A 13,848-nucleotide genomic window follows, 5' to 3' on the forward strand; every position below is an offset into this window, starting at 1 on the left:
GGATGCGACCCCCTTGCGTCATTCGATCGGCTTTGGACCGTTCTGGCCGCTCAGGTGGCCTCCGCCATCGTGCTGACGGCCCGTCGGTTCGTCAAGGCAACCTGCACGGGTGCGAAAATCGGATGATGAACGAGATGCGAGCGCGCGAGGTGCTGACCGCCGCCGGACTGCCCGGCGGCGCGGAGCTGATCGCGCTGGGCGAGAACGCGGTGTTCGCCGTGGGCGACCTGGTCGTCAAGATCGGCCGGGACGCCGTGAGGCACCCGGAACTGCGGGAGCGGGCGGAGCGCGAGGTGGCCGTGGCGCGGTGGCTCGCCGCGTCCGGCGTCCGGGCCGTCCGGGCCGCCGAGCCCGGGGCGCGACTGGTCGAGGGCCACCCGGTGACGCTGTGGCACCGGCTGCCGGACGCGGTGCGGCCCGCCGAGCCGCGGGATCTGGGCCCGCTGCTCACCGCAGTGCACGCGCTGCCGGCCCCGGAGGGCCTCACGCTGCCCCGGCGGGAGCTGCTGGGCGGCGTCGAGCGGTGGCTGCGGCTGGCCGGCGAGGCGATCGACCCGGCCGACGCCGCGTATCTGCGTGAGCGCCGCGACGGCTTCGCGGTGGCGGCCGCCGGCCTGGTCCCCCACCTGCCGCCGGGCCCGATCCACGGCGACGCGCTCACACGCAACGTCCATGTCGGGCCCCACGGGCCGGTCCTGGTGGACCTGGAGACCTTCTCCACGGATCTGCGCGAGCACGACCTGGTGGTGCTGGCCCTGTCCCGCGACCGGTACGGTCTGGGGGCCGAGGCCTACGACGCGTTCACCGCCGCGTACGGGTGGGACGTACGGGAATGGGACGGCTGCGCGGTGCTGCGCGGGGCACGGGAGACGGCCAGCTGCGCGTGGGTGGCGCAGCACGCCCCGGACAACCCGAAGGCACTCGCCGAGTTCCGCCGCCGGGTGGCGTCGCTGCGGGACGGGGACGCGAAGGTGCGGTGGTACCCGTTCTGAGCGGTGCTCACCAGGCGCCGCGGAACGGCGTGTCCTCAAGCGCCGGACGGGCCTGACGGTGCGACCCGGGCCGGCTCCCGCACCGGCCAGCGGCCGTCGATGACCGCGTCCGCCGTGCCCTTGCGGCGCAGGAACTGCTGGAAGTCGGCGGCCCACTCCGCGTACCAGGCGATCTGCCGCTCGTGCAGCTCCGGCGCCGACAGTGCGGCAACCGAGGCGTGCCGCGCCGCTATCGCGTAGGCCACGCGCACCGCCGCCAGCGCGTCCGCCGCCGCGTCGTGCGCTCCTCCGTGGACCACGCCGTACTCGACGCAGACCGCTTCGAGGTTGCGCTTGCCCTTGCGATAGCGGTCGACGGACCGGTCGATCGTGTACGGGTCGATCACCGGCCCGATCCCCGCTCCGTCGAGCCGGTCGCTGAGCGAGGGCAGCCCGTGGCGGTGCAACTCGGCCGTCAGCAGCGTCAGGTCGAAGGCGGCGTTGTACGCGACCACCGGAACGCCCTGGCGCCAGTACCCGGTCAGGGTGTCGGCGATCTCGTCGGCCACCTCGCGCACCGGCCGGCCCTCCGCCGCCGCCCGCTCGCTGCTGATCCCGTGGATCGCCGAGGCCTGTGCCGGGATACGGATCCCCGGATCGGCCAGCCAGGTGTGCCGGCTGACCGGATCACCGTCCTGGCCGTCGGCTCGGACGACCGCGGCCGTCACGATCCGGGCCTCCAGCGGTTCCGTACCCGTCGTCTCCAGGTCGAAGCCGACCAGCGCGTGCCGGTGCCAGCTCATCCCGTACCTCCTTCGTGGTGCTCCCCCAGATGACGACCACCCTCGCACGGGGCACTGACAACGCCCCGTCGGGGGGACGTTCCCTCAGGAGACCGGCCGGGAGTCCGTCCACACGGATTCGAACTCCTCGCGGTACGTCTCGAACAGCCCGTGCTCGCTGTCCTGGCCGGCCCGGACGACCGCCCGCCCGCCGCCCCGCAGCACCAGCACCGGCGCCTCCATGCCCCGCGCCCGGCGCAGGTACGTCTGCACGACCCCCACGGCGTCGGCGCCGTCGCCGTCCACCAGGTAGGCGGTGAAGCGCGGTGTCTCGTCGAAGACATGGATCTCGAAGGCGCCCGGGTCGCGCAGCTTGGAGCGGACCCGGCGCATGTGCAGGATGTTCATCTCCACCGACCGGCTCAGCTCACCCTTCTTCAGGCCGAGCTCCCGTTCCCTGCGCTTGACCGCGCTGCTGGCCGGGTTGATGAAGAGCAGCCGGACCCGGCAGCCCGACTCGGCGAGCCGGATCAGCCGGCGGCCGGAGAAGTTCTGCACCAGCAGGTTGAGCCCTATCCCGATCGCGTCCAGCCGGCGCGCACCGCCGAAGAGGTCCTCGGCGGGCAGCTGGCGCTGGAGCCGCACCCGGTCGGGATGGACCGAGACCACGTCCGCGTACCGGTCGCCGACGAGCTCCTCCACGGCGTCGACCGGAAGCCGGTCGGCGGACGGGACGGCGGCGCCGCTCCCCAGGATCTCCAGCAGCCGGGCGGAGGCCCGCTCGGCCTGGGCGAGCACCGCCTCGTTGAGGGCGCGGTTGCGGGAGACCACGTTGCGGGCGACCTCCAGCTCGTCCAGCGCCAGCTCGACGTCGCGGCGGTCGTCGAAGTAGGGCTCGAAGCAGGGCCAGTGCTGGACCATCAGCTCACGCAGCTGCGGCAGCGTCAGGAAACTCAGGACGTTGTCGTCGGCCGGATCGAGCAGATAGCCCTTGCGCCGGGAGACCTCGCGCACGGCTACGGCGCGCTGCACCCACTCCTGCCCGGCGGGTCCCGCCGCGGCCACCACCCAGTCCTCGCCGTGGACCGGTTCGTAGATGGGCCGGAGCACCGCGGCGACGACGGCGCGCAGCCGCTGCTCGACGAGATTCAGCCAGATGTAGGCGCGCCCGGCCCGCTGGGCGCGCGTGCGCACCTCGCTCCAGGCGTCCGCGCCCCAGTCCAGTTCCGCACCGATCTCCAGGGGCTGCGCCAGCGAGACCGCCCCGGGCGGGACATCGGCCACGTCCCCCTCGTGACCCGTGTCACCTGGGGGCAGCTCGAACCCTCCCGAGCTCACCCGCGCACCGCCTTCCACTCCCCCACCAACGATCAAGGAAGGGTACTCCGCGAGCGGGAGCCGGTGCAGCCGGATGCGCAGGCTCCTTTCCCAACTCCTCACCGCCACAAGCCCCTTCCGGTCGGCGAGATCTGCCGGAGTGAGCGGATTCATAGTGATTGGGCACCCCGTCCCGCGCCCCGATCCGGGCAACCGGCCGGGTCGGTCATCGGATTCCGGTTCCGGGCGACACGGCGGGCCCGATGTTGACCGGCCCGGGCGGCGCCCCGGACCGGCCGGATCGTGGGGGTGGGAGAAGGAGCGGGCCGGTGCGTGCGGCCGCGGGAAGGATCGGGGCGTGGCGCACGGGGCCTTCCCCGCGCGAGCGAAGCCGGGAGTCCGGGAGCCCAGCCCCGCGACGCCGCCCCCCAATTGTCGGCCGGTCCTAGGTAAGGGCCGCTCTTTCGGGGAAGATCTGCCCCAGGGAGCCACATTCCCCAGACAACCGCATCAGAAGTGGAAGAGTCGAGTCTATGCAGGTCTGGCCGGGACAGGCGTACCCCCTCGGTGCCACGTACGACGGCGCCGGGACCAACTTCGCGGTCTTCTCGGAGGCCGCCCACCGAATCGAGTTGTGCCTGCTGCACGACGACGGTTCCGAGACGGCGGTGGAACTGAGAGAGACCGACGCCTTCGTCCGCCACGCCTATCTGCCCGGGGTGATGCCCGGTCAGCGGTACGGGTTCAGGGTGCACGGGCCGTACGAACCCCAGCGCGGCGCCCGCTGCAACTCCGCCAAGCTGCTCCTCGATCCGTACGCACGGGCGGTGGCCGGGCAGATCCAGTGGGGCGAGGCGGTGTACGGGTATCCGTTCGGCCGGCCCGACGCGCGCAACGACCTCGACTCGGCGCCGCACACCATGACCTCGGTCGTGGTCAACCCGTACTTCGACTGGGGCGACGACCGGCGGCCCCGTACGGACTACCACCGCACGGTGATCTACGAGGCCCATGTGAAGGGCCTGACGATGCTCCATCCGGGGCTGCCGAAGGAGCTGCGCGGTACGTACGCCGGGCTGGCCCATCCGGAGGTCATCGCCCATCTGACGGAGCTCGGCGTCACGGCCATCGAGCTGATGCCGGTGCACCAGTTCGTGCAGGACCACCGGCTGGCGGACGCGGGGCTGGCCAACTACTGGGGTTACAACACGATCGGATTCTTCGCCCCGCACAACGCCTACGCCTCCTGGGGCGACCGGGGCGAGCAGGTCCTGGAGTTCAAGCAGGCCGTGCGCGCCCTGCACCAGGCGGGCATCGAAGTGATCCTCGACGTGGTCTACAACCACACGGCGGAGGGCAACCACCTGGGGCCGACGCTCTCCTTCCGGGGGCTGGACAACGCCTCGTACTACCGGCTCGCCGACGACCAGCGCTACTACATGGACACCACGGGGACCGGAAACTCCCTCCTGATGCGCTCCCCGCACGTGCTCCAGCTGATCATGGACTCGCTGCGCTACTGGGTGACCGAGATGCACGTGGACGGCTTCCGCTTCGACCTGGCGGCCACGCTGGCCCGGCAGTTCCACGAGGTGGACCGGTTGTCGTCGTTCTTCGACCTCGTGCAGCAGGACCCGGTGGTCAGCCAGGTGAAGCTGATCGCCGAACCGTGGGACGTGGGCGAGGGCGGCTATCAGGTGGGGAACTTCCCGCCGCTGTGGACCGAGTGGAACGGGAAGTACCGGGACACGGTGCGGGACCTGTGGCGCGGCGAGCCCCGGACCCTGGCCGAGTTCGCCGGCCGGCTGACGGGCTCCTCCGACCTGTACCAGGACGACGGGCGGCGGCCGCTCGCGTCGATCAACTTCACCACCTGCCACGACGGATTCACCCTGCACGACCTCGTCTCGTACAACGACAAGCACAACGAGGCCAACGGCGAGGGCAACCGGGACGGCGAGAGTCACAACCGGTCCTGGAACTGCGGTGTGGAGGGCGAGACGGACCGGCCCGAGGTGCTGGAGCTGCGCGAGCGGCAGATGCGCAACTTCATCGCCACGCTGATGCTGTCCCAGGGCGTGCCGATGCTGAGTCACGGCGACGAGTTCGGCCGGACGCAGCGCGGAAACAACAACGGCTACTGCCAGGACAGCGAACTGTCGTGGGTGCACTGGCCGCTCCCGGCCGGCAAGGCGGCCGAGGACGACGACGGGGAGGAAGGCGGGCAGGACGGCGGGCAGGACGGCGACGGGCTCGGCAGCAGTCTGCTGGAGTTCACCCGGGCGATGGTGTGGCTGCGCCGCGACCACCCCGTCTTCCGGCGCCGGCGGTTCTTCCACGGGCGGCCCGTGGAAGGGACGCACGACGAGCTCTCGGACATCGCCTGGTTCACGCCCGAGGGCAAGGAGATGACCCAGCGGGACTGGCAGGCGGCGCACGCCAAGGCGCTGACGGTCTTCCTGAACGGGCACGCCATCTCGGAGCCCGGGCCGCGCGGGGAGCGGATCTCCGACGACTCGTTCCTGCTGATGTTCAACGCGAGCGCCGACACCCTGGAATTCGCCGTTCCGGTCAATCACGGGCGGCAGTGGCTGGCGGTCGTCGACACGGCCCGTCCCGACGGGGTGCTGCCCGGTGCGGGGCCCAAGGTCACGGCGGGCGATCGGGTGACGCTGGTGGGACGGAGCATGGTGGTGCTGCAGCGGCCGGCCTGAGGGCGGTAAGGCAGCCACCCGGGCCTTTGTCCGCGCGGGGATGACAGAGGCGGCCCGGATCTGGGTACGAACGTTCCCATGACGCCTTCCGCCACGTACCGGCTCCAGCTCCAGCCGGAGTTCCCGTTCTCGGCCGCCGAGGAAGCCGTGCCGTACCTCGCCTCCCTCGGCGTCTCCCACCTGCACCTGTCCCCGGTGCTCGAAGCCGTGCCCGGTTCACGGCACGGCTACGACGTCGTCGACCACGGCCGGGTGCGGGCCGAGCTGGGCGGCGAGGAGGGACTGCGCCGGCTGGCGGGCACCGCACGGGAGCACGGACTCGGGCTCGTCCTGGACATCGTGCCGAACCACATGGCCGCCGACCCCCGGCACAACCACGCGCTGCGCGAGGTCCTGCGCGAGGGGCCCGGCTCCCCGTACGCCCGCTGGTTCGACATCGACTGGGCGGCGGGCGACGGGCGGGTCCTGCTGCCCGTGCTCGCCGGACGGCTCGGTGAGGAGATCGGCCGGCTGCGGGTGGACGGGGACGTGCTGCGCTACGGCGAGCAGGAGTTCCCGCTGCGGGCCGGCACCGCCCACCTCGATCTGCCCGAGCTGCTGGACGCCCAGCACTACCGGCTCGGCTGGTGGCGGCTGGCCCGCACCGAGCTGAACTACCGGCGCTTCTTCACCATCTCGGACCTGATCGGGGTGCGAGTGGAGGACCCGGACGTCTTCGCCGCCTCCCACGCCAAGATCCTGGAGCTGGTACGGGACGGGGTCGTGGACGGGTTGCGGATCGACCACCCGGACGGGCTCGCCGACCCGGCCGGTTATCTGGAACAGCTGTCCGTGGCGAGCGGCGGGGTGTGGACGGTGGTGGAGAAGATCCTCACCGGCCCCGAGCCGCTGCCGGCGGGCTGGGCGGTCGCCGGGACGACGGGGTACGACGCGCTGCACCGGATCGACGGGCTCTTCGTCGACCCGGCGGGCGCGGCCGCGCTGCTCGCCGGCTACCGCGAGTACGCCACCCCGGCCGGTGACCGGGGCGGCTACTGGTCGGCGACCGTGCGCCGGGCCGCGTACCGGGTGGTCACCCATGAGCTGGCCGCCGAGACGGAGCTGCTGACCCGGCTCGCCTCCCGCGTCTGCGCCGAGGACCCCGCGCTGCGCGACCACGCCCCCTGGGCGCTGCACACCGCCGTGCGCGAACTGCTGGTCCGGGTCCCGGTCTACCGTCCGTACGTGACGGCGGGCGGCCCCTGCACGGAGGCGGCCGAGGCGACGCTCGACGCGGTCGCGGTGAGCGACGCCAAGGCGGCGTTCGTGGTCCGGGAGGAGGCCTCGGCCGTCGACGTGGTGCGGGAACTGGCCCTGGGGCGCCTCGGCGGGGGCGGGGACCGGGCGGCGTTCTGCGCCCGGTTCGCCCAGACCGCGTCCGCGCTGCGGGCCAAGGCGGTCGAGGACACGGCGTACTACCGGTACGTGCCGCTGACCTCGGCCAACGAGGTGGGCGGCGATCCGGGGCAGCCGGCGGTGTCGCCCGAGGCGTTCCACGCCTTCTGCGCGCGCCTCGCCCGCGACTGGCCCGCCACCGGCACGGCGCTGACGACGCATGACACCAAGCGCAGCGCCGACGTCCGGGCGGCCGTCGCGGTGCTGTCGCAGTGCCCCGAGCGGTGGACGGAGCTGGTCGCCGAGCTGACGCGGACGGCCCCCGCCGCCCCCGATCCCCAGCTCGCCTGGCAGGCGTGGCAGACGGCGCTCGGATGTGTGGGGTTCCCGCCCGGGGAGCGGTCCGGACGGCTGGAGCCGGCGCTGCTGAAGGCGGTGCGCGAGTCGGGGCTGTTCACGAGCTGGACCGAGCCCGACCCCGTGTACGAGCGGGCGGCGACGGACTTCGTCGTCGCCGGTCCGGCCGCCGCCACCGGCCCGGCGCGGGCGCTCCTGGAACGGTTCGCGGGGGCGCTCGCCCCGCACGTACGCGCGCAGGTGCTGGGCGCGGCACTGGTGCATCTGACGATGCCGGGGGTGCCGGATCTCTACCAGGGCACGGAACGGGAGTACCTGGCGCTGGTCGACCCGGACAACCGGCGGCCGTTCCGTCAGCCGTCCGACGGAGCGCCCGCCGACGAGAAGGGCGCGCTCACCGAGACGACGCTGCGGCTGCGCCGGCAGCGGCCCGACGTGTTCGGCGAGTCGGGTACGTACGCGCCGCTGGCCGCCTCCGGGCCGGCGGCGGCGCACTGCCTGGCCTTCTGCCGTTCGGGCGAGGTGGTCACCGCGGTGACCCGGCTGTCGCTGCGGCTGGCGGAAGCGGGCGGCTGGCGCGGGACGGAGCTGGCGCTGCCGGACGACGGGGTGTGGCGCGATCTGCTGACGCCGGGCCGGAAGTTCTCCGGCGGCACGGTCCCCATGGCGGAGCTGTTCGCCGAGCGGCCGGTGGCGCTGCTCAGCCGGACCGGACGAGAAGGGACCGCGGGCCCCGTGTGAGCAGGCCGGTGGCGGCCGGCCGGAACCCGTCCGCCCAGCGCAGGGCGGGCATCGCGTCGAGCAGGGCGCGCAGGCCCTGTTCGGCCTCCAGCCGGCCCAGCGGCACAGCGGGGCAGCCCGCCGGGCCGGGTGTGGAGCGGTCCTGGTCGCGGCGGAAGGGGTCGAAGACGTCCGGTGCGGCGAACCGTTCCGGGTCACGGCCCGCCGAGCCGATCAGACAGGCGACGGGCGCACCCGCGGGCAGGGTGCCGCCGCTGAGGGTGGCCTCGGCGACGGTGCGGCGCAGCACGACCTGGACGGGCGGGTCGCGGCGCAGCGACTCGGTCCAGGCCCGGCCGGCGAGCGCGGGCTCGATGCGCATGACGGCCGTCAGGTCCGGGTCGTCCAGCAGATTGGCGAGGAACGAGGCGAGCGCGGTCTCGCGCAGTCCGGTGTGCCGGGTGCAGGGCACGGCGTCGGCGGCGGGACCGGTGCCGGCGCGCACCCGGACGGGGAGCCAGCGGCAGAAGTCCGCCACGAGATCGGCCTGCGGGCGTCCGGCGATGCGCCGGGCCAGCACATGAGCGGTCCGCTCGACGCGCTCGGCCAGGTGCCCGGGCACGTCGCCGGTCCCCACCGCGTACCGGTCGCGGGGCAGGCAGCGGGCACCGCCGTGGCAGAGCCCGAGCGGGGCCGGGCCGCCCCGGGGCGCTCCGTCGTGCGGGAAGCCCGCGAACCTCGGGTCGGTGAGGGCGGTGGCCACGTCGTCGTACCGGCTGACCAGCCAGGCGCCCAACGGCGCGTCGTAGCAGAGCGGATACTCCTCGCGGAGGACCCGGTAGAGCCGGTACGGGTCGTTGGCCGCGCCCGGCGCGAGCAGACTGGGGCCGCCGCCGGCCCGGGCCGCACAGCGGGGCCGGGCGGACGGGCGGGGGGCGGTGCGGCGTTCGGGCGACGGTGTCGGGGCCGGTATGTCTCCGGGCGTGTCTGCCGGCATGGCGTGCCCCCGGGGTGTCCGGTGCGCCGGTGTGCGGCGCGGTCCACCTCAGGGGATCACCTGAACGGGCCCGTCGCAGTCGGTGTGCGGCCGTCCGGGTGACGCGGCGGTCGTCTCCCGCACCGGACGGACCGTGGCGCCGGGGCCGTCACCGCCCGGCCCGGAGCGGCGGCGGTGTGGGGCGCTCAGCGTTCGGATGGCCCGGACGCGCCGCCGGGCGGCCGGCAGGCGGTCAGCAGTTCGGTGAACGCCGCGGCGGCGCCCGTGAGCGCGACACGGGAGAAGACGGCGAGCTCCCGCCTCCAGGGCGGGTCCACGGTGAGCACCGCGCAGTCCTCGCCGACCGCGCCCCGCACGACGTGCGCGGGGGCCGTCGCGACGCCGACCCCGGCCGCCGCCATCCGTACCGCGGTCGACGTGTGCTCGGTGCGCACCGCCGTACGGGGTTCGAAGCCGGCGCGGGCACAGGCCCAGTCGAGGAAGGGCCGGCCCTCGACGACCGCTTCCATCGCGCACCGCACCCACGGCCGGTCGGCGAGTTCGTGGAGGCGGACGGAGGCCCGTCCGGCGAGGGGGTCGTCGAAGGGGACGACGAGGACGATGTCCTCCGCCCCGACCGGGGCGACCGGTCCGGACCAGCGCGCGGGCGGCGGGCCGACGGCGAGGTCGGCCGTGCCGCGCTCGATCTGTTCCTCCAGGGCGTCGGTGGTGGCGTACTCGTGCAGGACGAGACCGACTCCGGGGTGCGCGGCGCGCCAGCGGGCGAAGACGTCGGGGAGGATGCCGACGGCGATCGCGTGCACCGTGGCGATGTGCAGTTCGCCGCCCTCCGCTCCCGCCGCGGCGCGGGCCGCGCGCCGGGCCTGGGCGGCGCTGCGCACGGACCGCTCGGCGTGCGGCAGGAACGCCCGGCCCATGGGGGTCAGCCGGACACCGCGCGGCAGCCGTTCGAGCAGGGCCCCGCCGACGGACCTCTCCAGGGCCTTGATCTGGTGGGACAGCGCCGGCTGGGTGACCCGGAGGGTTTCGGCGGCCCGGGTGAAGGACGCCTCCTCGACGACCGTGAGGAAGTACTCCATCTGCCGCAGACTCATCGTGCCCGCCTCCCGGCCTCAGCCATAAACGTCGTGTATCGAAGCCACACAAACATTGCCTTGGACTCATGACAAGGACCGGGCGGAGGCTGGGGACATGACACAGACTCAGGACGCGACGCAGACCCGGAACGCGACGCGGAAGCAGGACGCGACGCGGGCGCAGGCCCGGCCCCGGGACGTGAACAGACAGACCGATGTCGTGGTGATCGGCGGGGGGACGGGCGGCTACTCGACCGCGCTGCGGGCGGCGGCGCTGGGCCTGGAGGTCGTCCTCGCCGAACGCGACAAGGTGGGCGGCACCTGCCTGCACCGGGGGTGCATCCCCAGCAAGGCGATGCTGCACGCCGCCGAACTGGTCGACGGCATCGTGGAGGCCCGGGAACGCTGGGGTGTGAAGGCGACGCTGGATTCGGTGGACTGGCCGGCGCTCGTCGCCACCCGCGACGACATCGTGGCCCGCAACCACCGTGGGGTGGAAGGCCATCTGGCGCACGCGTCAGTGGAAGTGGCGCGCGGCAGCGCGGAGTTGACCGGACCGCGCAGCGTCCGGATCGAGGGGTACGGAGAGGTCACCGCCCGTCGCGGCATCGTGCTGGCGACCGGTTCTCGGCCCCGGATGCTGCCCGGCCTGGCGGCGGACGGCAGGCGGGTGGTCACCAGCGACGACGCGCTGTTCGCACCCGGTCTGCCGGAGTCGGTCCTGGTGCTGGGCGGCGGGGCGATCGGGGTCGAGTACGCCTCGCTGCACCGATCGATGGGGGCGCGCGTCACGCTGGTGGAGGCCGCCGACCGGCTCGTGCCGCTGGAGGACGCCGAGGTGTCGCGCCATCTGACGCGCGGGCTGAAGAAGCGCGGCATCGACGTGCTGGCGGGGGCGCGGCTGCTGGACGCGACCGTGCTCGACGACGGGGTCCGGGCCACGGTCCGCACTCCGCGCGGCGAGAGCCGGACGGTGGAGGCGGAGCAGCTGCTCGTCGCGGTAGGCCGCGTCCCGGTGACGGACGGTCTGGGGCTCGCGGCGGCGGGCCTCGCCACCGACGGGCGCGGGCATGTGGCGCCGGCCGACTGGTCGCGGCTGGAGACCGCCGTGCCGGGCATCCACGTGGTGGGCGATCTGCTGCCGCCGCCGTCCCTCGGCCTGGCCCACGCGTCCTTCGCGGAGGGGCTGCTGGTGGCCGAGACGCTCGCGGGCCTGCGGCCGGCGCCGGTGGACTACGCGGCGGTGCCCCGGGTCACGTACTCCGCTCCGCAGACCGCGTCGGTGGGGCTCTCCGAGGCACAGGCCCGTGACGCCGGGCACGACGTCGCGGTCAACACGATGCCGCTGACGGCCGTCGCCAAGGGCATGGTGCACGGGCAGGGCGGCATGGTGAAGGTGGTGGCCGAGCGCGGCGGCCGGGTCCTCGGGGTGCACCTGGTCGGGCCGCACGTCTCGGAGATGATCGCCGAAAGCCAGCTGATCGTCGGCTGGGACGCCGAACCGTCCGACGTGGCCCACCACGTCCACCCGCACCCGACGCTCTCGGAGGCGGTCGGCGAGGCCTTCCTCACCCTGGCGGGCCGCGGGCTGCACCAACAGGCCTGAACGCGGGCGGCGACGCGGGGCGTCGAGGGGCCCGGAGCACGCCCCGCCCCGCTCGTGCGCCGCGACGCGGCCGGCCGGGGCGCGTGGGGTGGCTGAGGGGCGGCCCCGCCCGGGCGTGCACGCGGGCGGGCGGGCCCGTCGCGGCGACGGCTTACGCGGGCGGCCGGAGCGCGGGGGCGGAGAGCCGGAAAGTCATTCTGCCGAAGCTCACCTGGTCGCCCTCGCGCACCGCCACCGCCCCCGTGACGCGTTGCCCGTTGACGCAGGTGCCGTTGGTCGAGCCGAGATCGCGTAGCAGCCACCGGCCGCCGTGAGCGGTGAGTTCGGCGTGCATCCGGGACACCGTCTCGTGACTCAGACGCAGCCCGTTGCCCGGATCGCGACCGATGAGCAGGGGGTGCGGACTCGGCGCCGGGAGCAGCAGCTTGGGCAGCCGCTCGGCCCGCCACGCCCTGCGCACCCGCTCGGGGAAGCCGGAGACACCGCTCACGACCCGGAACAGCTGCCGCGACCAGCGGCCGTCGCTCTCCAGGTCCGCGGTGAGCGCCGCCAGTTCCTCGGAACGGCTTGCGGCCAGGGCCAGTTCCATGCGCCGCATGAAGGTGTCGTGGGAGAGCTTGCCCTGCGCCGCGCCCTCTCTGAGCACACCGAGAACACGGTCGCGCTGGGCGTCGGACAGCCGCGCGGGGTACGTGTGGGACTCGAAGGAGGACGTCACAGGGGCAATTGTCGGGCCGACCGCCCCGGAGTGTCCAGAACAACCTGTTCCTCAAGCGGTGTCCGGCCCCGGAAATGCCAGGGCGCCACGCCGCGAACCTTGTTAGGGTCTGCCGCCATGCCGTGCCGGCGACCGCCGGGACGGTCCCGTCCGTCTGTGAGGCACGTGTGCTCGACGCACCACTCGAACCGACCGTCCGTCCGATCAGCGGCCCCGAGGAGCTCGGCCTCTTCTGCCGGCTGTCCTACGTCCTGGACCACGAACTCGCGGACGACCTCGCGACGGGCCGTCGCCGCCCGGAGTGGATGTGGGTGGCCCTGCTCGGTGACCGGGTGGTGGCGCGGATCGCCTGGTGGAGCAAGGACGGCACGGTGCCGCTCCTCCTCGACTTCTTCGACCTGGACGACACGCTGCCCCGGCCCGAGCGCGAGGAGGCGGGTCTGCGGCTGCTGAAGGAGGCGACCGCGGCCGTCGTGCCCGCCGGCGCCCCGCGCCCCGAGTACGGGCGCTTCGTACCGCCCGACTGGCGTGCGGACCCTGCGGTCCGTGACCTCGTCGAGAGCCGCGTCAGGGTCATGGAACGCAGCGGCGCCCGGATGCTCGTGGAGCGGCTGCGCCTGGAGTGGCGTGCGGGCACCCCCCTGCCGGCCGACAGCGGCCGGCTGCGGTTCCGTCCGGTCGCCGGGCGCGAGGATCTCCTCGCCTTGATGACGCCGGTGATGGAGGGCACGCTCGACGCCCACGGACAGCAGGACCTGGCGTCCGGTCTGTCGGCGCGTGAGGCCGCGGAGAAGCACTACGACGAGGAACTCGCCCACTACTCGACCCCCCGGGAGTGGTGGCGCGTCGCCGAGCTCCCGGACGGCGAACCGGTCGGCTTCGTCATCCCGGCCCGCAACAACTACCACCCGGTCATCGCCTACATCGGGGTCCTGCCGGCGCGGCGCGGGCACGGCTACATCGACGACATCCTCGCGGAGGGCACCCGGGTGCTCGCCGGGCAGGACGGCGTGGAGCGCATCCGGGCGGCGACGGACCTCGGCAACGTCCCGATGGCGAAGTCCTTCGCGCGTCTGGGGTACGTCAACTTCGAGCGCGCCTTCGACATGGTGTGGGACGACTGACGGAGTCCGTCGACGGGCAGGCGGGCCAAAACCCTTGGACCGCCGGCCCGGAAGGGGTTACGGTGACCGCCGAGGGCATCCGGCCCCGGTCG

Annotated in this window: 10 protein-coding genes; 5 read left to right on the forward strand and 5 right to left on the reverse strand. The window is 73.8% G+C overall.

From position 1 onward, the window contains the following. Positions 1 to 125: 125 nt before the first annotated feature. Positions 126 to 992: an aminoglycoside phosphotransferase family protein gene (locus ABZ454_RS17430; protein ID WP_359538875.1), complete on the forward strand. Its 867-nt coding sequence runs from the start codon at positions 126 to 128 to the stop codon at positions 990 to 992. A 35-nt stretch (positions 993 to 1,027) separates the two neighbouring features. Here ABZ454_RS17430 and ABZ454_RS17435 read toward each other — a convergent pair whose 3' ends face one another. After that, on the reverse strand, positions 1,028 to 1,774 hold the full coding sequence (locus tag ABZ454_RS17435) for a 3'-5' exonuclease (protein ID WP_356312284.1): 747 nt from the start codon (positions 1,772 to 1,774) through the stop codon (positions 1,028 to 1,030). Between the two features lie 84 nt (positions 1,775 to 1,858). Continuing rightward, positions 1,859 to 3,091, reverse strand: coding sequence for an SAV2148 family HEPN domain-containing protein (locus tag ABZ454_RS17440; RefSeq protein ID WP_359538878.1), 1,233 nt, complete (start codon positions 3,089 to 3,091; stop codon positions 1,859 to 1,861). Between the two features lie 512 nt (positions 3,092 to 3,603). On the opposite strand from ABZ454_RS17440, the gene glgX reads away from it, so the two are divergent. Both glgX and treY read left to right on the forward strand, forming a co-directional pair. Continuing rightward, positions 3,604 to 5,784: a glycogen debranching protein GlgX gene (gene glgX / locus ABZ454_RS17445; protein WP_359538880.1), complete on the forward strand. Its 2,181-nt coding sequence runs from the start codon at positions 3,604 to 3,606 to the stop codon at positions 5,782 to 5,784. Between the two features lie 78 nt (positions 5,785 to 5,862). After that, positions 5,863 to 8,256: a malto-oligosyltrehalose synthase gene (gene treY / locus ABZ454_RS17450; RefSeq protein ID WP_359538882.1), complete on the forward strand. Its 2,394-nt coding sequence runs from the start codon at positions 5,863 to 5,865 to the stop codon at positions 8,254 to 8,256. Here treY and ABZ454_RS17455 read toward each other — a convergent pair. Together ABZ454_RS17455 and ABZ454_RS17460 are read right to left on the reverse strand one after the other, a co-directional pair. Continuing rightward, on the reverse strand, positions 8,216 to 9,232 hold the full coding sequence (locus tag ABZ454_RS17455) for a cytochrome P450 (RefSeq protein WP_359538884.1): 1,017 nt from the start codon (positions 9,230 to 9,232) through the stop codon (positions 8,216 to 8,218). The genes treY and ABZ454_RS17455 overlap by 41 nt on opposite strands. 185 nt (positions 9,233 to 9,417) lie before the next feature. After that, a complete protein-coding gene (locus ABZ454_RS17460) occupies positions 9,418 to 10,326 on the reverse strand; it encodes a LysR family transcriptional regulator (protein WP_359538887.1) in 909 nt (302 codons plus the stop codon). 97 nt (positions 10,327 to 10,423) lie between these two features. Between ABZ454_RS17460 and lpdA the strand changes: the two genes are divergently transcribed. After that, positions 10,424 to 11,914 carry a dihydrolipoyl dehydrogenase gene (gene lpdA / locus ABZ454_RS17465; RefSeq protein ID WP_359538889.1) on the forward strand — a complete coding sequence of 497 codons (1,491 nt, stop codon included), beginning with the start codon at positions 10,424 to 10,426 and terminating at the stop codon, positions 11,912 to 11,914. Positions 11,915 to 12,065: 151 nt separating this feature from the next. On the opposite strand, the gene ABZ454_RS17470 is transcribed toward lpdA, so the two are convergent. Next, entirely contained in the window at positions 12,066 to 12,632 is a 567-nt protein-coding gene (locus ABZ454_RS17470; protein ID WP_356312266.1) for a DUF1707 and FHA domain-containing protein, read from the reverse strand. A 167-nt stretch (positions 12,633 to 12,799) separates the two neighbouring features. Here ABZ454_RS17470 and ABZ454_RS17475 point away from each other — a divergent pair, with 167 nt between their 5' ends. Continuing rightward, positions 12,800 to 13,756 carry a GNAT family N-acetyltransferase gene (locus ABZ454_RS17475; protein WP_359538890.1) on the forward strand — a complete coding sequence of 319 codons (957 nt, stop codon included), beginning with the start codon at positions 12,800 to 12,802 and terminating at the stop codon, positions 13,754 to 13,756. Positions 13,757 to 13,848 lie beyond the last annotated feature (92 nt).

This window comes from Streptomyces sp. NPDC005803, from assembly GCF_040630435.1.
Classification (GTDB): Bacteria; Actinomycetota; Actinomycetes; order Streptomycetales; family Streptomycetaceae; genus Streptomyces.